This is a genomic window from Chitinophaga horti (genome assembly GCF_022867795.2).
GTDB lineage: Bacteria > Bacteroidota > Bacteroidia > Chitinophagales > Chitinophagaceae > Chitinophaga > Chitinophaga horti.
On sequence record NZ_CP107006.1, the window covers coordinates 1,132,807 to 1,156,254 of the forward strand.

At 48.4% G+C, this 23,448-nt stretch carries 19 protein-coding genes and 1 pseudogene; 8 read left to right on the plus strand and 12 right to left on the minus strand.

Annotated features, from left to right (window positions below; all coding sequences use genetic code 11):
* Nucleotides 1–13: 13 nt before the first annotated feature.
* Nucleotides 14–757 (minus strand): SDR family oxidoreductase, encoded by a 744-nt coding sequence (locus MKQ68_RS04780; RefSeq protein ID WP_264282296.1) that lies wholly within the window; start codon nucleotides 755–757, stop codon nucleotides 14–16.
* 451 nt (nucleotides 758–1,208) lie between these two features.
* On the opposite strand from MKQ68_RS04780, the gene MKQ68_RS04785 reads away from it, so the two are divergent.
* From MKQ68_RS04785 to MKQ68_RS04810, 6 genes are all read left to right on the plus strand, one after another.
* Nucleotides 1,209–1,805 carry an RNA polymerase sigma factor gene (locus MKQ68_RS04785; RefSeq protein ID WP_264282297.1) on the plus strand — a complete coding sequence of 199 codons (597 nt, stop codon included), beginning with the start codon at nucleotides 1,209–1,211 and terminating at the stop codon, nucleotides 1,803–1,805.
* A complete protein-coding gene (locus MKQ68_RS04790) occupies nucleotides 1,781–2,884 on the plus strand; it encodes a FecR family protein (protein ID WP_264282298.1) in 1,104 nt (367 codons plus the stop codon). Before MKQ68_RS04785 ends, MKQ68_RS04790 begins: the two co-directional genes overlap by 25 nt.
* Before the next feature lie 127 nt (nucleotides 2,885–3,011).
* The gene (locus MKQ68_RS04795) at nucleotides 3,012–4,340 is read left to right on the plus strand and encodes a TonB-dependent receptor plug domain-containing protein (protein WP_264282299.1); all 1,329 of its coding nucleotides are present in this window, start codon (nucleotides 3,012–3,014) and stop codon (nucleotides 4,338–4,340) included.
* Nucleotides 4,301–6,280 (plus strand): SusC/RagA family TonB-linked outer membrane protein, encoded by a 1,980-nt coding sequence (locus MKQ68_RS04800; protein ID WP_264283634.1) that lies wholly within the window; start codon nucleotides 4,301–4,303, stop codon nucleotides 6,278–6,280. Before MKQ68_RS04795 ends, MKQ68_RS04800 begins: the two co-directional genes overlap by 40 nt.
* Before the next feature lie 11 nt (nucleotides 6,281–6,291).
* On the plus strand, nucleotides 6,292–7,641 hold the full coding sequence (locus MKQ68_RS04805; RefSeq protein WP_264282300.1) for a RagB/SusD family nutrient uptake outer membrane protein: 1,350 nt from the start codon (nucleotides 6,292–6,294) through the stop codon (nucleotides 7,639–7,641).
* Nucleotides 7,625–9,013, plus strand: coding sequence for a redoxin family protein (locus tag MKQ68_RS04810; RefSeq protein WP_264282301.1), 1,389 nt, complete (start codon nucleotides 7,625–7,627; stop codon nucleotides 9,011–9,013). The genes MKQ68_RS04805 and MKQ68_RS04810 overlap by 17 nt, the downstream gene beginning before the upstream one ends.
* 81 nt (nucleotides 9,014–9,094) lie before the next feature.
* On the opposite strand, the gene MKQ68_RS04815 is transcribed toward MKQ68_RS04810, so the two are convergent.
* The 4 genes from MKQ68_RS04815 to MKQ68_RS04830 all read right to left on the minus strand — a co-directional run bounded on the left by MKQ68_RS04815 (nucleotide 9,095) and on the right by MKQ68_RS04830 (nucleotide 12,038).
* Complete coding sequence (locus MKQ68_RS04815; RefSeq protein WP_244841307.1) at nucleotides 9,095–9,367, minus strand: DUF6520 family protein; 273 nt, start codon at nucleotides 9,365–9,367, stop codon at nucleotides 9,095–9,097.
* A gap of 730 nt (nucleotides 9,368–10,097) precedes the next feature.
* Nucleotides 10,098–10,559, minus strand: coding sequence for a MauE/DoxX family redox-associated membrane protein (locus MKQ68_RS04820; RefSeq protein WP_244841306.1), 462 nt, complete (start codon nucleotides 10,557–10,559; stop codon nucleotides 10,098–10,100).
* A 407-nt stretch (nucleotides 10,560–10,966) separates the two neighbouring features.
* Nucleotides 10,967–11,152 (minus strand): hypothetical protein, encoded by a 186-nt coding sequence (locus tag MKQ68_RS04825; protein WP_244841304.1) that lies wholly within the window; start codon nucleotides 11,150–11,152, stop codon nucleotides 10,967–10,969.
* 334 nt (nucleotides 11,153–11,486) lie between these two features.
* Nucleotides 11,487–12,038 (minus strand): MepB family protein, encoded by a 552-nt coding sequence (locus MKQ68_RS04830; RefSeq protein ID WP_264282302.1) that lies wholly within the window; start codon nucleotides 12,036–12,038, stop codon nucleotides 11,487–11,489.
* Between the two features lie 158 nt (nucleotides 12,039–12,196).
* Between MKQ68_RS04830 and MKQ68_RS04835 the strand changes: the two genes are divergently transcribed.
* A complete protein-coding gene (locus MKQ68_RS04835) occupies nucleotides 12,197–12,550 on the plus strand; it encodes a response regulator (RefSeq protein ID WP_264282303.1) in 354 nt (117 codons plus the stop codon).
* On the opposite strand, the gene MKQ68_RS25870 is transcribed toward MKQ68_RS04835, so the two are convergent.
* Together MKQ68_RS25870 and MKQ68_RS25875 are read right to left on the minus strand one after the other, a co-directional pair.
* On the minus strand, nucleotides 12,542–12,715 hold the full coding sequence (locus tag MKQ68_RS25870) for an ATP-binding protein (RefSeq protein WP_432803739.1): 174 nt from the start codon (nucleotides 12,713–12,715) through the stop codon (nucleotides 12,542–12,544). The two genes, MKQ68_RS04835 and MKQ68_RS25870, sit on opposite strands and share 9 nt — an antisense overlap.
* A gap of 18 nt (nucleotides 12,716–12,733) precedes the next feature.
* Nucleotides 12,734–13,145, minus strand: a pseudogene (locus MKQ68_RS25875) (chemotaxis protein CheB); the annotation flags it as partial.
* 154 nt (nucleotides 13,146–13,299) lie between these two features.
* On the opposite strand from MKQ68_RS25875, the gene MKQ68_RS04845 reads away from it, so the two are divergent.
* Complete coding sequence (locus MKQ68_RS04845; RefSeq protein ID WP_244841301.1) at nucleotides 13,300–13,806, plus strand: DUF1579 domain-containing protein; 507 nt, start codon at nucleotides 13,300–13,302, stop codon at nucleotides 13,804–13,806.
* Nucleotides 13,807–13,926: 120 nt separating this feature from the next.
* Here the strand turns inward: MKQ68_RS04845 and MKQ68_RS04850 are convergent, their stop codons facing one another.
* From MKQ68_RS04850 to MKQ68_RS04870, 5 genes are all read right to left on the minus strand, one after another.
* Entirely contained in the window at nucleotides 13,927–16,635 is a 2,709-nt protein-coding gene (locus tag MKQ68_RS04850) for an MGH1-like glycoside hydrolase domain-containing protein (RefSeq protein ID WP_264282305.1), read from the minus strand.
* A 51-nt stretch (nucleotides 16,636–16,686) separates the two neighbouring features.
* Nucleotides 16,687–18,153 (minus strand): RagB/SusD family nutrient uptake outer membrane protein, encoded by a 1,467-nt coding sequence (locus MKQ68_RS04855; protein ID WP_264282306.1) that lies wholly within the window; start codon nucleotides 18,151–18,153, stop codon nucleotides 16,687–16,689.
* An 11-nt stretch (nucleotides 18,154–18,164) separates the two neighbouring features.
* Complete coding sequence (locus MKQ68_RS04860; protein WP_264282307.1) at nucleotides 18,165–21,548, minus strand: TonB-dependent receptor; 3,384 nt, start codon at nucleotides 21,546–21,548, stop codon at nucleotides 18,165–18,167.
* A 181-nt stretch (nucleotides 21,549–21,729) separates the two neighbouring features.
* Nucleotides 21,730–22,770: a FecR family protein gene (locus MKQ68_RS04865; protein ID WP_264282308.1), complete on the minus strand. Its 1,041-nt coding sequence runs from the start codon at nucleotides 22,768–22,770 to the stop codon at nucleotides 21,730–21,732.
* 61 nt (nucleotides 22,771–22,831) lie between these two features.
* A complete protein-coding gene (locus MKQ68_RS04870) occupies nucleotides 22,832–23,428 on the minus strand; it encodes an RNA polymerase sigma-70 factor (RefSeq protein WP_264282309.1) in 597 nt (198 codons plus the stop codon).
* Nucleotides 23,429–23,448 lie beyond the last annotated feature (20 nt).

Here is a 23,448-nt window from a genome sequence, read left to right on the forward strand (position 1 = left end):
TCTAATTTACAGCTTAAAAACTTTTTTGCGCAGTAGGACGTACTACAATCTCATTTACATCCACATCAGATGGTTGGGCTACCGCAAACGCTACCGCCCTGGCAATGGCTTCTGCAGGCAACAGGTCCGTCCTGAATTTTTCGATCGCCAACTTCTTTAATTCCGGGTCAGAGATCGTTTCTGCCAGTTCCGATTCTGTAGGTCCGGGGGCCACGAGTGTTACCCTGATATTGGCGCTTACTTCCTGGCGCAAACCTTCTGAAATAGCACGTACGGCAAATTTAGTGGCGCTGTAGACAGTAGATGTTGGTCCCACCCAACGATCGGCTATCGAAGTAACGTTAACGAACTGGCCACTGTCTTTCCCCTCAAAAATGGGCAATGCCGCCGCGATGCCATGTAATACGCCTTTAATGTTCACGTCGATCATCCGGTGCCATTCATCTACCTTGTAGCTGTTGATCATCGAAAGTGGCATCAGTCCTGCGTTGTTCACAAATACATCCAGCGTTCCGTACTGCGCTACGGCAAAGTTGGCGAAGTCGGCCACATCCTGCGTATCGGTTACGTCGAGTTTTTTGAAGGCTGCCGTTCCGCCGGCTGCGGTGATAGCAGCTACGATTGTTTCCAGGTTCTCTGTGCGGCGTGCACCCAATACTACTTTCGCGCCCTGTGCGGCTAAGTGACGGGCGATGGCTTCCCCGATGCCGCTGCTGGCGCCGGTAATGGCTATTACTTTTCCTTTGATGTTTTCCATTGTTTTAACATTTGTGGTTTTGAATGATAACACAAAGGTGGCGCGTTGCGGGTGGACGGATGTAGCTGGATCAACGAATGGTGTAGTCGAATCGTGGGTGGGGCTATTGGGGGGATATAGTTGATAACACTCCAACAACTGAAGAGACTTATTGGTCCTGTTGCTACTAATAACCGCACCGTCTGCAATCGTTTATAGGATTAGGTGATCGCATCTACAAGAAAATAAACCGCCGCCAGTTATATATTTGGTTTTTACATCCCGAAGTGCTATTTTACATAAACGATCGGGAAGTTTTATCGCCCCTTCACACTCCTCTTAGTTAAGCACAAACTTTACGATTCGAACCGATCGACGTCAGATATTAATCTGCCGGTGATGTATTGTGCAAATGCAAGTTTAACCGTTAGCTTGTTTTCTCAGAACTTGCCATTCAAAAGATGTAGTTGACATGGATGATTCTACCTTACTATCGGCACTACAGGCCAAAGACGCTGGTGCCTATGAGTATTTTTTCAAAAAGTATTATCGTTTCCTCGTTCTCTATGCCCTTCAATTCCTGGAAGAAGATGCTGCAAAAGATATTGTGCAGGAGATTTTTATTGATTTTTGGGAACGAAAATTATATAAAAGGGTAGATGGAGATACGCTTCGCGGTTACATAGTTAGGATGACCCGTAACAGGTGTCTTAATTCCCTCAGAAATAAAAGATCAAGGGCGCAGAAAGAAGCGAAATTCATTGATACTGTTTCCGGTAAGGGGGCCGAAAGTGCCCCCGTTTATTGGCATCATACAGAACATCCTTTCCTGGCAGTACTCCCACAATTAGTTCAACAGCTTCCTCAGCGACAGTTGGAAGTGGTTTATCACATGTATTATGATGAGCTAAGCCGTACTCAGACGGCTAACAAGTTGAATATAGCCGCTACTACTGTCGCTTCGCATGCGAAGAATGCGCTTAAACTTCTTAGGAGCAGCCTGAAGTTAAACCCATCGGCGGAACGAAACACCCATAAGGATTTATGCCAGTTGATAGTTCAAGACTAAGAGAGCTGATTATTCTGCAGCTTTCCGATGGCACCCTGAGTGAGGATGAGTGCCTTGAGCTCGAACAGTTGCTGCAATCTCCGGAAGCAAGAATATTGAGGGCTCAGATTTACGAACGGCATCAACAAGTGGCCGCCGCCGTCGATCGCATAGACGTCGACTCTTCCTACCAGTTGTATGAATATGAGCGGCATGACAGGAGGAGCAGACGCCAGAGGGCAGTACTGATGGCGGCTGCGGGGATCAGTTTGCTGATAGCGATCGGTGCTTATCTCTGGTCGGAACGACCAACAAATGCAGCGCCACCAATCCAAGGAATGGGTATTACATTAGCTGATGGCCGGCAGATCCCTATTGTAGGAGACACTAACCTTGTTATTTCTTCCGATCTTTCATTACCCGTATCAAAAAGACAGTTACGATTCGATCTTGTTAAGGAATCGCAAATGCCGGAGGGCTTAAATAGCTTTACCACCCCCGTAGCCATGGACTACCAGGTGTTGCTACATGATGGAACTCAAGTATGGCTCAATTCCTCCACAACCATCCGTTTTCCTTTTGTTTTTAAAGGAGATGTAAGAGAGATTTATGTGGACGGGGAAGCCTACATCAAAGTTGCCAAAAACGCAACGATGCCTTTTGTCGTGCACATGCCCGAGGGAAGTGTGCAGGTTTTAGGTACTACCTTCAACGTGAATTGTTATAAGCACGATAGGCCCGCCGTTGCCTTGGTTGAAGGGAAGGTAAGACTCCAGGTACAAGGCTTATCAACGGATTTGCAACCTGGTGAGCGCGCAGTCGTTAATGCCGGGATCATTAATGTTGATCAGTTTGATCCGGGCGAGTTATCCTGGATAAACGGAGTTTATGTGTTCGAAAATGCTAACCTGGAAGACGTACTAGAAGTGCTGCCGCACTGGTACGGTGTAACCGTAACGCTGGATAGCCCTGCGATCGCTAAAAAGAAGTTCTCCGGCGCGATTTACAAAGATCGTTCAGTTGAGGAGTTCCTCGATCTGATCGAGGCAACAGCAGAGGCTGAGTATTATTATCGTGGAACGGAGGTTCATCTTCGATAGGCAAGTGGGTATTAATCGATTGTTAACCGATTGTTAATGGAAGCAGTTGTATCCTCCAACTCTTTCCCTTTTTGTGTTCCCTAGTAGCTTAAGGCATGCAAATGTTATCAACCAATCCACATTATTTATGAAAGTAAGATTTGAACATTGCACCATTGCCTTGCTGCTATGCTTGTTATTGTACCCGTTTCATCAACTGTTTTCACAAAGTCAGACAGGTGAACGCATTACCTATGAAGCAAGTAACATCAAGGTGAAGACGCTCTTCGCGGAAATCACGCGGCAAACGGGCGTGCGTATCAGTTATGCTAACAGTCAGATCAATGCAGATGAGCGAGTGACTATCAAGGTAGCGAATGCAACCATCCAGGAAGTGCTGAAGCAAGCCTATCCTAACAGGCGTATAGAAATGACCAGGACGGGGCCCAAAGTACTAGTATTAAAGGAAATAAAGCAACCGGTAAAATCCGATGCCTCCATCGTGACTTCGTCCCAGTCAAAAATCACCGGTTCTATTTCTTCCCACGAAGGTGAACCCTTAATTGGCGCTTCAGTAATAGTGAAAGGCAGCTCCAAAGGCACCGTCACCGACGACAAAGGAACGTTTTCATTAGCAGGCGTTGCAGAAGGTGCGCAACTGATCGCCAGCTACACCGGTTTCATGCCGGAAGAATTTGTTGCCAATTCACAGAACCCTGCTACTATTACACTTAAAAGAGGCCAAAACCGCCTGGACGAGACCATTGTTATCGGCTATGGTTCTACCTCCAAACGCTATAACACTGGTTCTGTATCAAAAATAGGCAGCGAGGACATTGCCCGTCAGCCAGTATCCAACCCGCTTGCGGCCATACAGGGTCGGGCGTCCGGTGTGTTTGTGGCTACACAGAACGGCATGCCCGGAGGTAATATCAAAGTGCAGATCAGGGGGCAGGGTTCGATAGCAGCGGGTACTACGCCGTTGTATATTGTGGACGGGGTGCCGTTTAATAATACTTCGTTGAATACGTTTAACGGACAGCTTGTCAACGTTGCGGGGCCTATAAGCCCCTTAGCCATTATACCTACATCTGATATTGCATCGATAGAGATTTTAAAGGATGCCGATGCCACGGCGATTTATGGCAGTCGCGGGGCGAATGGCGTAGTGTTAATTACGACGAAACGCGCGGAGTCCGGAAAAATGTCTGTGGACGTTAATTTCTATACTGGAGTGAGTAGAGTAGCAAATTTCACGAACTACCTCGGTTTAAAAGAATATCTAACGTTACGCAGAGAGGGGTTTGCCAATGATCAAACGGTGCCGACCGAAGCTGATGCACCTGATCTGCTGGTTTGGGACACCACTAAGGAAACGGATTGGCAGGATTTTATGATTGGCGGTTCTGCCCCTGTCAGTAATATAAATGCTACCTTATCGGGGGGAATAAGAATACCAAATTTTACCTTGGCTTAAATCATCGTCATGAGGGTACCGTCTTTCCCACAGATATGGCTTATAAGCGCACAGGAGGCCGGCTGAATGTAGAACATACGGATAGTGATAACAAGTTTCATGTGAATATTGGTGTTGTTTACACGAAGGATGAGAATAATTTGATTACGGGTGTGGATGCGGTAAGCGTCGCCACGTTAGCCCCTAATTACCCTGCTTATAATCCGGACGGTAGTCTTAACTGGATATTGCCATCTAACCCATATGGCTGGTTAAAACAAAAGGCGCTCACAAAAACCAGTAATTTAAATCTTAATGGTGTTCTTCGTTATTCTATCGTGCCGGGCTTAAATGCCCGCGTAAACCTGGGATATTCGGAAGTGGGCATGGATATGCTGTCAACTATGCCAGCGTCTTCACAGTGGCCATTATTACAGCCCATGAGTTCTGCTACTTTTGGTGCGAATAAGGCTATCAATCAATTAGTGGAACCACAGATTGAATATTCAAATCAGTTTGGTCTCCACAATTTGAAGGTCCTTTTTGGGGGTACCTACCAGGTAAACAAACAAAATGGCCATTCCATAACCGGGATCAACTATCCTAATGAATCACTCCTCCAAACGCTTACTTATGCCGGCGCCATCGAAAGCAAACGTACAGAGTCTGCCGAGTACAAATATGCGTCTTTTTTTTCACGCGTTAATTACATAGCCGCTAACAGATACCTGCTAAGTGCCAACTATCGGCGCGATGGTTCAACAAAGTTCGGCCCTGGTAAGAGGTATGGGGATTTCTGGGCGGTTGCAGGCGGGTGGATACTGAGCGAGGAAAAGTTTTTCGCGCCCGTACTCAGAGCCATATCACACGCGAAGATACGGGCCAGTTACGGCGTAACGGGAAATGATCAGATACCAGACTACCTATACCTAGCCACCTACGCATCGGGGCAGGATTACAACAACTCCGTGTCATTGCAGCCATCCTTAATAGCAAATCCTGATTACAGCTGGGAGACGAATAAAAAACTGGAGATAGCGCTGGAATTGAGCCTTGTACAAAAACGGATCGATGCTACTATTGCGTGGTATAGAAACAGGAGTGGGAATCAGCTTGTTCAATATGCGATACCGTTTGTCAGCGGCTTTGGAAGTTACCAGGCGAACCTACCCGCAGTAATTGAAAATAAAGGGTTGGAGGTAGATGTATTCTCTACAAATATCAAGGGGAAATCATTTACGTGGACTAGCAGCTTCAACCTGAGCATACCGAGAAACAAGCTTGTTGAATATCCTGATATTGAGAAATCGTCTTATGCGAATACTTACATAGTGGGTAAGGACCTTAGCTCCATCAGACGTTTGCAGTACTTGGGAGTAGATCCGCAAACGGGCTTGTATAAATTTGAAGATCAGGACAGAGATGGTAAGCTTACTTTCCCTAACGACTATATCGTTGCAGGCCGTACGTCTCCTTACTATTTTGGAGGGCTTGCAAACATGCTGATCTGGCGCAACTGGCAATTAGATGTTCACTTCCATTACATCAAACAGTTTAGCCTCGATAACTTGTCAATAGGCGACGCAGCCCCCGACATCTATCTCAACAAGAGAGACAATGTTTTTGACAGGTGGACGACGCCCGGACAAACCGCAGCGTATCAAAAGCCTACAGCATCTCCCTTTAGCGATGCTGGTCGTTTAATTCCTACGCTGTCCATGTCGGACCGTCAGCTTATCAACTCGTCTTTTATCCGTCTCAAAAACGTGTCACTGAGTTATCGGTTGCCACAACGTTGGCTAACCAAAATGAAATTTACTAATGTGAGGTTGTTTATAGAGGGCCAAAACCTATGGACATATGCTACTACTAAGGGGGTTGATCCGGAGACTATCAACGGTTTTGCATCAACAGTACCGGTATTAAAAACATTCGCTGGCGGAATTAATGTATCACTTTAAAGACTTCACTCATGAAACGATATTTAATCGCAATACTACTTTGCTCATGTATGTTTTCTGCCTGCGATAAGCTTCTTGAGGTTGATCAGCCAGCAGAAAGATTAGTGAATGCCTCCGTATTCAGCAGCGACAATACGATGAATGCTGCCAGTCTCGGCCTGTATAGCCTGCTTCGAAACCTGGAGCCGCCGCATGTTGGTAACGCCTCAATGTATGCAGATGAATTTGTTTACAATGGTCCAAATGCAGATATGAGGCTTTTTGCGTCAAACTCACTTAATAGCAAAAGTAATTTTAATTATGTACTATGGAGGGCCTTGTACTTCGCCGTGTACCAGTCCAACCAGATACTGGAAGCCTTACCTAATTCAAAAAACGTGTCGGATGCGGTAAAACAAAGGGCAAGAGGCGAAGCGCTGTTCTTTCGGGCGTTTGCATATTTCCATCTTACAAATATCTGGGGCGACGTTCCGCTCGTAACGACCACCAGGGTAGCCACTACGTCAAAAGCAGTACGCGTTGACATGGACGAGGTGTTGGCACTTGCTGAAAAGGATCTGATAGAGGCTAAGAGTGTACTGTTAACTGATTATGAGGGAGACGAGCCCTACCGTGTAAACCGTCAGGGAGCAACAGCCATGCTGGCGAGACTTTATTTGTGTCAAAAGAAGTGGTCTGACGCTGAAAAAGAATCGACGGAGATAATTGATTCGAAACGCTACGCTTTACCGGCACCTGATTCGGTATTTCTCGGCGGCAGCAAGGAGGTCATACTGGCGGCCTGGAACCAAACCGGTTTTCCTGCTATTGGAAGTGTGTACATTCCTACCAATTTTACGGCGGCGCCAGCCTATCAATTATCACCTAACCTGGTTGGCTCATTTTCGCAAGACGATAAACGTTATGCCAGCTGGACTAAATCGTATGTCGCTAATGGCGTTACATACAGTTATCTGACAAAATATAAGACAAGGACTGCAGCATCAGGTGCGGCATCTGAATACGCTGTAATACTAAGGCTGGGCGAGCAGTTTTTAATACGGAGTGAAGCCCGTGCCAATCTTAACCATTTTGCCGGTGCTTATAAGGACCTGGATACGCTTCGCAGGCGAGCTGGTATCGCATTATTACCTATAGGTTTAAATAAAGAGCAGTTGCTTCAGCAAATAGAGACGGCACGTTGGCAAGAGCTTTTTGTGGAAGGGTTTCATCGCTTCTTTGACCTGAAACGAACTGGCCGGATAGATGTTGTGCTGGATCCCGTAAAGGCTGGATGGGAAAGTGTTTGGGCCGTGTGGCCCATCCCGTTTGATGAAATTTCGCGTAATCCGCTTATCATCCAGAATGAAGATTATCAATAAACGAGAAACGGATATGAAGTGTAAAATATTTATCGGGTTAACCATTCTGACGTTGTTCGGCTTGCAGGTTTTAGGACAGTCCGCACAACTGAAGTTGGGCGATATTGTGCCAGATTTGGTACTCAACCATCGTTTAACTGACAAAACAGTTGAAAAACTATCTCAGACAAGGGGAAAGATACTGTTGATCGATTTTTGGGCTACCTGGTGCAGCCCATGTATTGATGCGATGCCGAAGATGATTAAATTGGTAGAGGTCCACTCAAACGATTTGGATGTTATCATGGTAACGAACCAATCTCCGGAGGTCGTCGAGGCTTTTCGGAAACGCCGGCCAGATCTGGACTTTTCCAAAGTGCAGTTAGTAGCCGGAGACAGCGTTTTAAACCGGTGGTTCCCCAGCCATGGCATTCCTCATGTCGCCTGGATCGGCCGGGATGGTAAGTTGTTGGCTACTACGGGGTCTGATCAGGTGATGTCGCCCTTCGTAGAAGACGCAATTGCCGGACGCCGGCTGACGCTGAAGCAAACCAGGTATCGTGCAGACTATAATGTTCACTTTCCGCTACCGATTGATACGGGAGACGTAAAAGTCAGGTCGACTTTGTTGAAAGGATTCTACGGTCGGCCTTCTACTGGCTACTCTTTTCCTATTTCGCTCGCATTCGATTTGTATACCCCCGTGCAGAGGATAGCGGCAATAAATTTTCCCGTAGTTCCACTTTTCATAATTGCTGCGAATGGTTGGCGAGTGGTGCCAACAAATTTGAACTGGGCAGTGTTAGAGATGAAAAATAAAGCTTCATATGTAGACGAAATGAAGGCAGGTGCCGATATGAAAACAGGAGGTCAGGTAGCGCTGTCCACTTCGTTAGTGGAACGTTACGAAAACCGCATATTTGGGTATGAGTTGGTTTTGCCCGAACAGGTAAGCCAGGAAGTGGGGTATGGATACATGTTGCAGGATCTGAACCGTGCATTTAATGTTTATGGAGTGGTGGAAAAGCGGAGCGTGCCTGCCTTTGTCATTAAGGTTATTAAACCGGAAAAAATAAAAAAGGGCCAGGGTGAAGGTAATCAGCCGGAGTTCCTGAATGCAAAAAAAGCTGGTAATTTTGGCACTATCCGAAATGTAAAAATGGATTACCTCGTCGCCTTTTTAAACCGGTTTAATACAGAAAAACCATTAGTAGATCAGACGGGTATTAATCAGGCATTAAGCATAGAATTGGAAATAAGTACCGACAGATTCTCAATAGCTGAATTGAAGAAAGCGCTTGAGTTACAGGGAATGACGATAGAAGAGAAGGAAGCAGTCATACCAATTGTTGTCATTAGGGACAAAGAAGGCCGAACAGGTGTCGGAAATTAATGGGAAGCTTATTTCTCACAACTACATTTGGAAATTAGAAATTAAGGGGGAGGAGTTTCCTCCCCCTTGATAAATATCAAACTATTGTTTGAAGATGTTTTCTGCTGGAACCGCAAAAGCAGCTTGGTTTGCGCGGCCAGCTACGTATGCACGGGCACAAAGAATAGACGCAGGTGTGCCGCATCCTGTTGCAGCCTGAGCAGTTGCTTCATCAGTGTTCGGAATGATAGTACCGTCAGAAACCAGCACGTAGTCATAATTAACCAGTGTAGATTTGGCTTCAGTGCTTACAAAAGATGCACCAACAGCAACCATAACAGCGAGGGCAGACATGCCAAATTTGATAGCTTTCATAAAATGTACTTTTTGATTTGGAGAAATGTTTAACTGTAGTTAAGGTCACAGATTTAACCTATTTGCGCGCGAATTTTTTTATCAATCCATTGAATTTATAAGCATTATTTATCTGTCATCCCATGTTTAGGGATGAATATACTTGGTCACAAGCGTTAAAATGATCGGGTAAGTGTATCGTACGCTATTGAATTGTTACCGATAGATATCTGATGCAGGTACTCTGTACTCGACCTTTCCTAAATACCCTGCTTTATATGCACGGGCATATGGCCTCAGGTGTGAATTGTTTGGTATTCCCGCAGCCTCATCGTCCTGATAGGTGTAATCATATTCAAGTTTGTTCGTCTTGTCATGGTTCCGGTTGTCCGGTGTTGCTACTGATGATATTGTTGTAGCGATCAATAAAGTCCAATACATGGTTTGTTTCTTTTTAGTTGTTGTTTTTGAGGATATCCATCGCCGGCACACGAAACGCAGCATGATTTGCGCGACCCTCCACATACGCCCTCGCGCACAAATGGACCTGGCCGTCGCATCCCAAAACCACCTTCGCACATTCCTCAGTTCCAGTATAAACAATATTTATCGTACCCGAATCCACTAATACATAATCAAATATCATCTCTTCACCATCCGGCTCACACGGCTCCTCTTGCCTCAACCCGGCAAGGGCTGCTGATAAGATTACATATATGTATTTAGTGGAAAAATTCATAACACTCAGTTGTTAAGTCAGTACGCTTGTCGCACTGGTGAAACGCTGTTGTCGCTTAAGCATGATGTAGACGGTAATGCCGATCAACAGGTAAATAATATTAAAGATCAGGTGCGTCGACCAGTTCATGTTTGATAGTACGCCTCCGCAACTACATGGTAAATCAAGGCCCGAAACAAGCATGGCAGCAATGTATATCGTGAAGGCCGACATCAGGCTTATGAATAGGACCGCTGCAATTTTCCTTGTTCGATTGAATAAAAACAGTGCGGCAATGATCAACTCAATAGAGGGTACGGCGACTGCGAAGAAGGTACTATATTGTCCCAATAATTTGAATGGAGATACCTGCAGTTGTAATGTGAATATTTTAAAAATAGTCAACTTGTTCAGCGCGGCATAAACCATTAACAAAATGATGAGCGCAATAAGAAACTCCAGAACAACAGGCCGTTTCAGGCTTATACGTGTCATATTTTACAAACGTTTTTGTGGAGCTGTCTAAGCTAATTGTGTTAATAATGCATTTCAAGGGGAGTGGGTTAAAAAGGATACATGGTTTGTTTCTCGGTTACAATTACAAAGCTAGTACATGCCACTGCGGAATAATTTCCAACGCTTAAATATTTTTTGTTTTTTTTCGACGACGACATTTTTTTGATCGATGAGATAGCGAAAAGTGAAACGATATTGTCGAAGAACTTCCACGGTCTATATCACAACCACCGCTTCACCGCTTCCCCCGTATTGTTCGGCAGCGAATTAAATATAATCTTCGACTCCGGCGCAAAAGTGTGAATCAGGTTGATCAGCTGCTCGAACAACAAAAAGTTGTATGCCAACCCGCGGATGCCATTGCCCACTACCACACCGCTGTATTGTCAGTCTTTTAACTGTTGCGCGAGGGCACTGAGGTCGGTGGTGTTGCTGTCTATAAAATAACCTTCCGCCTTGTAACCTATGGCGTTCAATTGTTCGAGTGTGGCCTTCGTGCCTTTTTCTACCACTTCGCGTGTAAGTCCTTTCGGTAACTCCGGACTGTTGTAATCGATGGTCGCTGGACTCATGCCGATGATTAAAACTGTTTCATTTTTTTAACTTGATAAATTTGCTGTGCTTTGTAGTGTGTGAATAATGATAGCACGATCAGCATGACTGCTGTTAGGGTCGCAGTAGCGGTTTGAGGAGCGTCATAACAACTGATTTTTGTTAAATAAATTATCTTTGGTTGACAAAGAAACTAATAAGGGTTGTAAGATGTTCTTTGTTACGTTTTGGTAGGCGCCGGTATTTAATGCCTTGTCGACGTGCGTAAGACGTATGTGCTGAATAAATAGCGCCGGGCATTCGATAGCGTGAAATGGGGCTGGTTTTTCCGCAAGTCAGCTGCTGCAGGTGTCGTTAATGGGTTAACAGTAATGCCAAACGCCGCAGATCCACATCGCCATCCATCTTAACAAAGTATAACACCTGCCACTCCTGCGATTTAACCGCTTGCCGGTTAGGCGCCGCGTCCCATGGAGGATACACCCTAAAGCCTCGTTTACCTTCACTGTCCTCATGGGTTATGATGCCCTTCTCTGCCAATATCTTTTTTGGAAAGATGAATTGCCCGAAGTGATCGTCTTTTCGTACGGCGATAATAAAAAAGTCGATCGCATCTTTACTATCAAAAGGAATGGTGATCCCGTTTTCGTCACGCTTCCAGGTGGTGACGAACTGGCCTGCTTTGGTAGGAGTGATCTTCGCTTCGCGGTATTGAACGTGCTGGCAATTGAGGGTGAAGCTACAGGCTGCATAGTCCTGGCTTTCGGTATGAAGCGATACTTCTTCCACACGCCATCCGGATGGATCATATGCACTTTTTATTGCGCGCTGAAGAGCATCAGAGAGGTGTTTTTCCTGCGCCGGCTTATGTTGATCAATTACCTCTAAATGGCTGTGGTCGCTCATAAAAGAAACTCTTAAGTTAGTCAAATACTTTAATTTGCAAACAATCGAAACGAGAGACGAACGGACGGAGACATGACGGAAATGTGAATGCCTTACTACTGCACTGTCGGCCATCATAAAAATTGATGGGCCATTTAACCAGAAAACCCCCTAACGGTATGCAAAAAATTTTAATCCTCGATGACAATCGCGATATTCTCGATGCTATGTCTGCTGTACTTGGCAGAAAACAGATGGAAGTCGTGACCCTGTGCGAACCGCGCAAGCTGAATGATTACCTCGCAACGTATAAGCCGGACATATTGTTGATGGACATTGCCCTTGGTACTTATGACGGTCGCGATCTGTGTAAGCGGATCAAAGAAGATGCGGCAACTGATCTTCCCGTTGTGCTGTTCACCGCACAAAATTACACGCCGGAATCTATTTACGAATGCCATGCGGATGCCGTGCTGGATAAGCCTTTTCCACTGCCGGCACTGTATGCCACATTGAAACGGTTTTTAGATTGATACTGATGGTTCTTCGCGATAGGGGATCGTCACATAAAACGCAGTGCCTTTGCCCTCTTCACTTTCCACATCGATTTTGCCACCATGCCGACGCACGATGCCAGCTGTAATATACAATCCGATCGAGGGCACTTCTGCATCTTCCGGTGACTGTACAATGGCCATTCCCCCGCGTTCCTTAATGGTCCACAGGCCAGCCGTACGATCGTCCAGCGCGCCGGTAAGCACGATACCGATCACGGCGGGGCCGTGGCTGTAGGCGGCAGAGCGAAATAATGGATCCACCGCTGGCCGGAAACGATGCTCCTTCGGGCCTTTTGTTACGCGCAAATGATGTCCGTCGATCAGCAGGTGATGGTCGGGGGGCGCGATGTAAATCCGCCCCGGAACAAAGGTTTCGCCATCTACAGCGTGGGCCGCATACAGCGCGCTGTTTGTTGAGCGCTTCGGGCAAAATGCCCCGGATATCCGGCGACATATGCCATACGATAAGCACGGCGGCGTCCAGTTCGGCCGGGAGGCCATTTACCAGCCGCTTCAGTGCTTCGAAACCGCCGGCGGAAGTCCCGATTACGATAATGTTTCTTTTTGCCATAACTGAGTATATCAACTATTATTCCGCTATGGCGGGGGCTTTGCTGGTGCGGATTGCAGATTAAAGCGAACGCGCAAGAAAGGAAACAGTTGGGGCTGTTGATAAGGGCTTTTATAACCAGGGGATTTGCTGTAACTTATCGAAAATACTTTCCATGGAAGCGCCTAAAAAGAGCAAGTTTGATATCTCCCTCGAAAATGGCCGGCACCGGGAGTTGGCAAAAATGACGGGTAATTGGAAGGGCATCGCCAAAACCTGGTTCGAACCCGATAAACTGGCAGATGAGTCGCCTGTTACGGCATCTATCGCGCCCGCATTAGGCGGCCGTTTCCTCTTGTATCAATACCAGGGAACAATGATGGGCAAACCGCTCGAAGGCCTTGCCATTATCGGTTATACTTTCGAAAAGAACAGCTACCAGGTAGCCTGGATCGATAGCTTCCATATGGGGACAGGCATCCTGTTCTCTGAATCGCAGCCGGGAGACGATCAGCTGTCCGTACTGGGCAGCTACGGCGGTCCCGACATCCCGGTGCCCTGGGGCTGGCGCACAGAAGTACTGTTAGTGAATGATGACGAGCTGGTGATGACGGCTTACAATATCACGCCGGAAGGCGAGGAAGCGAAAGCCACAGAGGTGGTGTATACGCGGATAAAGTAAATCAGAAAGGGGCTGTCTCAAAAGTAATTTATACCCGTTTTCATTCGGGTACCTGATGGAGCATTTTTCGTTTACGCGATCCTGATGACCATCAAACTACTTTTGAGACAGCCCCTTCGTTTATTGTTTAGTTTGAATTGCCAGGCTACCGTCGTCATTGGTGGCAGGCAGCGTTACCTGCAGCATCCCTTTTTCCATTTGTTTTACCTTGATCGGTTTGCCTTTAAACGTGGCTTTGTAGGTGAACGCAGGGTTCATCACCAGCAATATGGCGCGTTGATGTGCAGGCGTTGCCTTGTCGAACGAAAGGCTTGCTTTATATGCACTATGATCTGCGTTAAATGATTGCTGATTGATCCACGTTTCGAAGCCCGGTGTTACGGTGCCAACCCGGTAATACGCCGCAAACCAGGCTAAAACAGGGGTTGATAAACCCGAGAACTGGTGCCAGCCGGCACCTCTGCCGGACGCCGACAGAAAGTGTTCGAAGGTGTAATACGATGCATCGGTTTCCCTTTTGTAAACATCCAGTGCTTTCGATGCCAGCTGATGCGCAAGTGCCGTACTGTCCAGGTCCAGCATGGTTTTCCATACGAACCACTGATGCGGCATCCACACAGAGCCGTTCCAGTAACCGTCGGTGCGGTAGTAGGGGGCGGATTGGTCCACCACACCTATGCCGGACGGGCTCCACATATGTTCTGGAGAAAATATCTTGTTTACCAGTATTTGCTGTTGTGCCGGTGTACAGATGCCGGATACCAGTGGGTAGGCACCATCCAGCCCCATATTGAAATTAGCGCCGGATTTAGAGTGTTTGAAATGGCCTTTCGGTTGGCCGGCCTCGTCGTGTACAACGTAGGAGAAGTAACCACTTTCGGCGTCCCAGGCGTGTTGTTGCAGTGCTACGCTAAAATGTTTAATGTCGTTGTCGTATGTTTTAATATCGGCGGATTTGCTGAGGGCCTGCGCCGCCATACGTAATATCTTCGCGAAGCGGATCGCATGCGCCGTGGTGATTACGGGTGTTACCGTACTTTCCAAACGCTGCTCGTGCACGCCGGACTGTGGCGGATAGTCATCCCATCCACCGGAGTTGTAAAAGTAATCCCAGGTTTTTAATAGGGCGGATGATAAGGTGTTGGTGGCAGAACTGCCATATCGACCCACGAGGAAGCTGTAGTATTGCTTCAGCCTCGGGTAAAAATAAGCCAGCAATGCTTTGGACTGCGTTTGGTTCCACAGTTCCAGGAAGGCATACGCCTGTACCGGAACGGGAGAGCCATGATGCACAAAAGCGGATTGACTACCGGCCGGTGTCAGGTAAGCATTGATCGCATCAGCGGCCAGGTCCGGACTCACTTTCGTCAATCCCAGTGCAATGAAGCCAAGGTCCCAGGTGTACAGGCTGTTCCACCATTTGCCAGGTGTAAAGTGGCGGATGTATTGGTTTTGCGTGTACACAGGATACACCACGTTCGAGAGCAGGGTACTTTTTAACAGCTGCTGGCTGAACAGGTAAGGTTGCCCGCCTGATAGTATATCATCTTGCTGTGACTGCGTTTCGTGTACAGTAGGTGCAGCTTTTAGCGCTGCCAGTACTTTTTCCCGCGCCCCGTAACTCAATACCGCCGTATAGGTTTGCGATGAGTTGGGCGCCAGTTCCAGCGGGCGGATAAACACGTTCGCATAATCGCCCCGCATATTGCCATTGATGGTCTTCGCCACGTGATTATGCGTTTCATTCCGGAAGAAGATGTCGAGTTCATCGTTCTTCAGGCTGCGTATTTTAAAGGGTTCTTTATCCCAGGTGATGCCGTATTGCAAGGGCACGTCGGGGTACTTCAACAGCAGGGTGCGTGCTGCCAGATTTTCTTCGGTAGCAGGTGTTTTCTGCATTGGCACATTTACAACGGATAAGGGTGCAGCAGTAGTAGGGGAGATGGTAAGCCCGTTTAACAGGATATCACCGCCACCCAGTGTCGTAAGGGTTAAGGTGTTACTATTGTTTTCAATGGGTACTTCCAGCACTGTCAACGTATCTGCCTGATGAAAAATAACTTTTTTATTCACCATACCAGATAACTGCACGGCAGATGGTGTTCCGCTTTTCATCATGTATAAAAAGCGCAGCGTGCCTCGCTGTGGTCCTAACTTATACGTCAGCTGATCACCTGCGCGACGGCCAAACTCACGGCCAATGCCACGGCCGTTCACCAGGCTGGCGTTGCGTACTTCACCGCGCATCCATCCATCATATACCAGGTCGTTGTCGGGGCGCTTTACCGCGTAAGACAGCTGTTCGTAATCCACCGCATTCCGCCAGGTCGTGCCCGCATCCATCCGCAACTGTTTCTCCCCGTAGTGCTCAGGGTATTCTATCGACGCAATTAAATTCAGCGAAAGATTCTGCGGCAGTGTGGTATTGTTTACGCAATGCATCTTTACTAACACTGATGCTGTATCCAGCACGGTATAAGTCACGTCTGTATACACCTGGTCTTTCCACTCCAGCTCATAACGATAGGTAATCGTGCGCAGGTCGTTCGTTACCTTCCAGGGGAAGTAAGACGATTCGAAGCGAACGTTTGGTACCAGTAACTTGTTACGGTAATAGCCCGGCAGCACGGAGAAGTCGAACCGCATGCCACTTTGCATATCGGCGATGTGTGAAATGCCCGCGTACTTTTTGGAGTACGGCCCCCAGGCTTGCAGGCGCAGGTCGTGGCTGCCATCGAGTTTGGTGGTGTCGAAGTGTTTGCGCTGGGCCTGAACGTTCGTCGAGAGTAATAAAACCAGGCAATAACTGATCCGTGCTATGAGCTTCATAAAGTTGGGTTGAAAGGAAGCCTGCCTTTTCGTGGCAGGCTTCCTGTTTATTTAGTTTGACCCCTCGTTCGGAGTGATCTTCGTCCTGTTAATATCCACCTGACTTTGCGGTATCGGGAACACCAGGTTCTGCGGCGTTACCGGGTTTACCAGGTTGATCTGGGCAGCCTTACCATTGATTACCGGGATAGCACGATCGGTGCGTACCAGGTCGTACCAGCGGAGGTTCTCGAAAGCAAATTCTACGCGTCTTTCTTTTTCCATCGCTAACCTGAACGCTTCCTGGCTGGGTACTTCCACCGAAGTAAGCGGTCCCAGGTCGGCACGGTCACGTATCTCATTCAGGTAGTCAAATGCGTCGCCGTCTGGCACATAAGCGGCTTCGTTCAGGCACTCGGCGTACATCAGTAACACATCTGCATAACGAATGATGGGAATGTTGTTCGCATTGTCGTTGGCCAGTGCAGGCACGTCATGGTACTTTTTTACAAAGTTGCCCGGAATGGTGGTGCCGCCGGCATTTACATAAGAGGTGGCCACTGTGGCTGCTTTGCGCAGATCGCCAGGTTCGTAGGCATTCACCAGGTCGTCGCTGGGCGTATTATTACCGCCGCCACCAAACATGATTACCGCGTTACCGGAGTTCTGTGGCGCGAATGAATTAGGCCATCCGTTGCCTTGCCCAACCCCGCCGCTTTTGTACTGCACGTCAAAGATAGCTTCTACATTGTTTTTATTTTTCACTTTGAAGAAATCGGCATACACCGGTACGAGGTCGTACTTATTCAGGTCGATCACTGCTTTCAGTTGCACGGCTGCTGGTGCAAATTTCTTCTGAGTGAGTAACACGCGCCCTAATATCGCTCTTGCTGCACCTTCTGTCGCGCGGCCGATATCCGCAGTGGCAGTGTAATTAACAGGTAATTCGTCTGCAGCTTCGGTCAGGTCTTTCTCAATCTGGGCATATACATCGGCCTTAGGCGCCCTGCCGTATTCATAGCCTTCGTCCGGGTTGGTGATTTCTTTTAACACCAGTGGCACATCACCGAAGGTGCGTACAAGATTAAAGTAGTACAACGCGCGCAGGAATTTGGCCTCCGCAGTATACCTGTCTTTCAAAGTCGCGTTCATAGTGATGCCGCCGATCCGGTCGAGGATGGCGTTGCAGCGGGCAATGGCCGAGTAGCTGTTGCTCCAGCGGGCATTGATGTACGGATTAGTGGTGCGGATGTAGAACCTGTCAAATTCATCCTGGTCGGTCACGGAACCGGATGACACGGGGATGGAATTATCCGACCGTACTTCGCCAAATACATAACTGTCGCCGCCATAATTGCCGCCACTGCGTAATGCTGCGTAAGCGCCGTTGATCGCATTCTTAAAATCTTCTTCCGTCTGGTAAAAGTTACCGGTGGTAATGGAAGAAATGGGCTTTAGGTCTACAAACCCTTTGCCGCAGGACGATAGCGCCATCATGATGAACGCTGCCTTGTATATCGTGAGATGATTGAATTTCATGTGCATCAATTTTAGAAACCAACGTTAATACCGAATGTTACTGTTTTGGCCAGCGGGTAGCTGCCATAGTCAACGCCACCTGTCAGCGGTCCTTCATAGTTACTCACCTCGGGGTTGAAGTTGAGGTATTTGCTCCAGGTGTGCAGGTTTTGCGCGGAGGCGTAAATCCTCACAGACTGCAGTTTCAGGCGGTTCACTACGGCTCCTGGCAGTTTGTAGCCCAGGCTGATGTTCTGGATGCGCAGGTAGGAGCCATCTTCTACCCAACGGGAGGAAACTGCGTTGTTATTACCAGTCGTGCGTGCATTGGCGCGCGGCACTTTACCGTTACCCGGATTTTCAGGCGAACGCCAGCGGTCTTTTACAATCGCCAGGTTGTTACCACCGCCCTCGAGGTTGTCGAAGAAACGACGGCTCAGGTTCAGTATCTGTCCGCCCTGCGTGCCCTGTATAGAGATCGCCAGGTCGATGCCTTTGTAGGAGAACGAGTTGTTTAATCCATAGATGAAATCGGGCTGGTTGTTGCCGATAATAGTCCTGTCTTTCGCATCGAGTATGCCATCGCCGGTTACGTCTTTGTATTTCACGTCGCCAGGGCGGGTGGTGTTGTCGTGTGGACTCGTATGCAGATCGGCTGCATCTTTGAAAATGCCTATTTGCTGGTAACCATAAAAACTACCGATCGGGTGACCAATCATAGTAATGTTGGTTTCACCTACACCACTGCCGTTCAGGATCGGGTCGCCGGTGGGGCCGAGGGCCAGTACTTTATTGCGGTTAAACGACAGGTTGGCACTGGTGTTCCAGGTAAAGTCGCCGGTAAAGTTGTAGCTGTTCACGCCAAATTCAAAACCCCTGTTGTTCATGCGGCCAATGTTCTTAAAGGCAGATCCAAAGCCGGTAAGGGATGGCACATTCACCGACAGCAGCAGGTCTTTGGTAATACGATCATAGTAATCGACAGTTAGCGTAATCCTGTTTTGCCACAACCCGAGATCGATACCCAGGTCCAGCTGCTGGTTACGTTCCCACTTAAGGCCCGAGTTGCCGAGCGAGTTGATCGACAGGCCGGTCACCAGGTTATCGTTGAACGCATAGTTCGTAGTACCGAGGCTACCTACATACGGATAGTAGTTGCTGAATGCGTTATTGCCCGAAAGACCATAACTCGCGCGCAGCTTCAATTCCGACAGAACAGGAATGTCTTTCATGAACGCTTCTTCAGTGGCCCTCCAGCCAACGGACGCTGCAGGGAAAGTACCAAACCTTTCATCCGGACCAAAAATCGAAGAGCCATCGCGGCGTATAGATAATTTAAGGAGATACTTCGCTTTATAGTTGTAGTCGATCCTTGCAAAGTAAGATACCGTAGCGTTTTCTGTGATCTGTGAACTTACAGAAGTAGGTTGCCCCGCGGCATTCAGCGTTTGTACGATGTCGTTAGCAAAGATGCCGCCGTTGCCGTTGGCACTTTGATATTGCAGTTTGTTGGATTCGGTACCGATCAGCACTTCCAGGTTGTGTACGTCGCGGAAAGAAGTGTTGTAGCTCAGGACCTGGTTTACCAGCCAGCTCAGTCCCTGTTCGGAGAACGATGAGCCCACTGCGGCGGTGGGCGGCAGCTGTTGGTTCAACGGCATTTTAGACGTTACGTACGAATTCCTGCGATTGGCGTACAGGTTAGCGTTACCGGACAGGCGGTACTTCAGGTTAGGCAGAAAGCTATACTCCGCCCAGGCGTTCGATAACAGGTTAATCTGGTGGAACTTGCTGTTATATTCTGTAATATTCGCCACCGGGTTCGTGATGCCAGGATAATTGTACGGTGCCGCCAGCGCGGTTTGCGAAGAATAGCCGCCGGCTTCGTTATAGATCGGCGCCATAGGCATGGCGGTGAGGGCAGCGTTGATAATGCTGCCATCGGCCCAGTGACCGTCAGAACGCACTTCGTCTGTAATTTTATAAGAAGGGTTGATGTTTACCCCTAAAGACAGTTTGTTAGTCGGCCGTATATCGATGTTCGCGCGAAGCGTATAGCGGTCCATGGCCGATTTTTTAATAATGCCATCCTGTGACAAGTAACCTGCACTCACGGCGTACTGCACCTTTTCAGATCCTCCCATGGCTGAAAACTGGTAGTTGCTGATGGGGGCAGTGCGGAAGATCAGGTCCTGGTAACGGTGATCGGGTAATGCGGCCACTTTAGCCGGATCATCGTAGTTAAGCCAGTCGAATACCTCGCCACGCGGGTAGCGGTAGCGCAGGTAGTTAGATGGTCTTGCGCTGTTCGGGTCTGTAATCTGCGCGCCTGCCACGTTATCGAGGTAAGCATTGTTCGCAGCTTCTTTCGCAAACTCGGCAAACTCCTGCGAGTTCAGTACCTCCAGCTTTTCTGTAACTTGTTGAAAACCGGTGTATACATTCAGGTTCATACGTGCTTTACCGGCAACGCCTTTTTTGGTGGTCACCAGCACAACGCCGTTGGCACCGCGCGAGCCATAGATCGCTGCGGAAGAGGCGTCTTTCAACACATCTATTTTATCAATTTCTTCTGCATCGAACAAGCCGAAGGTAGCTGAGGATACGATGTTGCCATCCACTACGATCAGCGGACTGGTGCCGGCGGAGATAGAGCCGAAGCCACGCACCTTAATAGCTGGCGTTCTACCCGGGCTGCCTGAGTTCTGCTGCACCACCACTCCCGCAATTTTACCTTGCAGGGCCGTTGCCACGTTGGATACCGGCATGTCGCGGATTTCCTGCATGGATACAGAGGCGATGGCGCCGGTTACGTTTTGTTTCTTTTGCGTACCATAACCTACCACCACCATTTCATTCAGGTTGCTGGAAGATGCGACCAGTGTAATGTTCAGCGTAGACCGGCCCGCCAGTGACAGCGTTTGCGAAGTGAAGCCTATGAACGTAAACGTCAGCGTATCCTGGGTGGATCGGGCATTGAGGGTATAACGGCCTTGGCCATCGGTAACGGTACCAATGGAAGTGCCCTTTACATTTACGGTTACGCCCGGGAGGGGTTGGCCCTTATCGTCGGATACCTGTCCGCTCACCGGTACCTGCGCCTGGAGTGGTTCTTCGGCGCCGGCGGAAATAACGATCATGTTATTGCCCATGTCGCGGTAGCGCAGGCCGGAGTTTTCAAACAATTTGTCGAGCGCATCTGCCAGGCTCGCGTTGGTTACCGTAAAGTTCACTTTCCGGGTGAGCAGGCTGAGGTCGTAGTTGTAGATGAACCTCACTTTCGCCTTTTTTTCGATCGTGTTTAACACCGCACGCATTTCCGCCTTTTCGAAGCTGGCGGTAATGGTTTGGCCTAACACCTTCGCGGCGCTCACCTGGGTAAAGGTAAAAAGGATAATTAACACGGAAAGCTTCATACAAAGAAGGAATTTAAGCAGACGTAGCGTCATCACTCCCCGGGCGGGAGGTGCGTTTTTTTTCATAACTTTGGATTTACGGTTTAAGAAGATAGAAACCCATGATTTTGCCGATCGGGAGGTTTCTGAACATTAGACTTTCCGGGAAATGTTTGCCGCATTTCCCGATTCTTTTTGGTTGCTACTTGTAGATATTTACTTCATTGTGATTGATTTTAAAAGTGAATGGTGACGAGAGCTGCATAGCTGATAATACTTCTGTAATCGTTTCATTTTCAAACTTCGCGTGAAAGCGGTATCTGGCCACAGACGGGTCATGGATCGTAATTGTTACATTGTACCAGCGTTCCATCTCCGCGGTAATCTCCCCGAAATCTTCTCCATCGAACACCAGTTTATTGTACACCCAGGCCGTTTCAACCAGCGAGGTATCTGCAATACTTTTCTTCAGGTGCTGCACGATCAAACGTTGCGTCTCCTGTTTGCTTTCGGTTACATCCTCGTTACTGCTGATGATCACTTTTTCGTGCGGATGCAGCAATACCGGGGCTTCCTGGCTGCCCGCCCGCGACACCTGTACCATGCCGCTGATGAGTGTTGCTTCTGTTTTATGATCGCCCGGGTAACATTTTACATTGAAAGCGGTGCCCAGTACCTGCAGTTGCATATCGCGGGTGCGCACAATGAACGGGCGTTTCGGGTCTTTGGTCACTTCGAAGTAAGCCTCGCCTTCTATTTCCACTTCGCGGCTCGTATCCGAGAAGCTGGAAGGGTAACTGATCCTGCTGCCCGAGTTGAGCCATATAACGGTGCCATCGGGCAGTAACAGCCTTGACTTGGCGCCCGGTTTAGCCACGGTTTCGATCAGCGCGGCACTGGCAGTATCGGGTGGCTGGGAGGAATAACGTGTGTAGAGCCAGCCACCGGCGAGCAGTCCGGTTACGGCGGCCGCAATAGCGATCGCCCGCCGCAGATACCTTACGCGGGGTTGTGGTGCTTCCTCATCGGCACCGGCCATTTCCAGCAGATGCGAAAAACGGGCTTCTGCATCGTCCGCAGCAGGCGGCGGTGTGCGCATAGTCCAGTAGTCGTCCAGGATGGAGAGGAAATACGCATCCTCCGGGTGCGCCCGCAAATGGGCGTCCAGCTCCTGTATTTCCGTGGGAGATGCCTCCCCGGACAGCTTTCTGGCGATTAATCGGGAAATCCTTTCTTTATCCATTGAACCTTGGTTACTGATAAAGACAGGGAAATGAAAGGATGACCTTAAAGGAAATGAAAATTTATTTTTTCACCTCTCTCCGGGGGAAGGCGGAGAAGTGTGATTGCACCTTCTCAGAGATGCGTTTGACGGCGATCACCATCTGGGCATCTACCGTATTGACGGTGAGATTGAGTATCTCGGCCACGTCTTTGTAACGCAGTCCATCTTCCCGTACCAGCTTAAAGATCATTTTACAACGGGGTGGGAGGGATTCCACCGCAGCGGTAATCTTTGCCTGTAATTCGGCGCTGATCATCTGCTGGTCTGGCGACTGGTCAGTAGACAGCTCTACGTCAAAGTGACCGAAAGGCTCGGTAAACTGGCGTTGCGCTTTGGCCGACAGGTAGTTGAGCGAGCCATTTTTGACTGCTACGTAAAGGTATACACGAATATTGCCGATAGCGGCGGCCTTTTCACGTTGCTTCCAAAGGCGGATAAATACATCATCCACGATTTCGGCACTGGCTTCTTTTGTTTTTACGATGGAAAAGGCAAACTGGTTAAGGCGCGGACTGTAAAACAGGAACAACCGGCGAAAAGCCTGCTCGTCGCCGTTCGCGATCTGCTGAAGATTGATGGTCAGCTCTTCAATTGTATGACGTGTGTTGTTTGACAAACCGTCGGGCCTTTTAAGTT

Coding starts and splice junctions, on each gene's coding strand:
- MKQ68_RS04780 (WP_264282296.1), bottom strand. CDS start 757: ATGGAAAACATCAAAGGAAAAGTAATAGCCATTACCGGCGCCAGCAGC.
- MKQ68_RS04855 (WP_264282306.1), bottom strand. CDS start 18,153: ATGAAATTCAATCATCTCACGATATACAAGGCAGCGTTCATCATGATG.
- MKQ68_RS04835 (WP_264282303.1), top strand. CDS start 12,197: ATGCAAAAAATTTTAATCCTCGATGACAATCGCGATATTCTCGATGCT.
- MKQ68_RS04795 (WP_264282299.1), top strand. CDS start 3,012: ATGAAAGTAAGATTTGAACATTGCACCATTGCCTTGCTGCTATGCTTG.
- MKQ68_RS04820 (WP_244841306.1), bottom strand. CDS start 10,559: ATGACACGTATAAGCCTGAAACGGCCTGTTGTTCTGGAGTTTCTTATT.
- MKQ68_RS04815 (WP_244841307.1), bottom strand. CDS start 9,367: ATGAAAGCTATCAAATTTGGCATGTCTGCCCTCGCTGTTATGGTTGCT.
- MKQ68_RS04850 (WP_264282305.1), bottom strand. CDS start 16,635: ATGAAGCTCATAGCACGGATCAGTTATTGCCTGGTTTTATTACTCTCG.
- MKQ68_RS04865 (WP_264282308.1), bottom strand. CDS start 22,770: ATGGATAAAGAAAGGATTTCCCGATTAATCGCCAGAAAGCTGTCCGGG.
- MKQ68_RS04860 (WP_264282307.1), bottom strand. CDS start 21,548: ATGAAGCTTTCCGTGTTAATTATCCTTTTTACCTTTACCCAGGTGAGC.
- MKQ68_RS25870 (WP_432803739.1), bottom strand. CDS start 12,715: ATGGCCATTGTACAGTCACCGGAAGATGCAGAAGTGCCCTCGATCGGA.
- MKQ68_RS04830 (WP_264282302.1), bottom strand. CDS start 12,038: ATGAGCGACCACAGCCATTTAGAGGTAATTGATCAACATAAGCCGGCG.
- MKQ68_RS04825 (WP_244841304.1), bottom strand. CDS start 11,152: ATGAGTCCAGCGACCATCGATTACAACAGTCCGGAGTTACCGAAAGGA.
- MKQ68_RS04785 (WP_264282297.1), top strand. CDS start 1,209: ATGGATGATTCTACCTTACTATCGGCACTACAGGCCAAAGACGCTGGT.
- MKQ68_RS04805 (WP_264282300.1), top strand. CDS start 6,292: ATGAAACGATATTTAATCGCAATACTACTTTGCTCATGTATGTTTTCT.
- MKQ68_RS04810 (WP_264282301.1), top strand. CDS start 7,625: ATGAAGATTATCAATAAACGAGAAACGGATATGAAGTGTAAAATATTT.
- MKQ68_RS04790 (WP_264282298.1), top strand. CDS start 1,781: ATGCCAGTTGATAGTTCAAGACTAAGAGAGCTGATTATTCTGCAGCTT.
- MKQ68_RS04845 (WP_244841301.1), top strand. CDS start 13,300: ATGGAAGCGCCTAAAAAGAGCAAGTTTGATATCTCCCTCGAAAATGGC.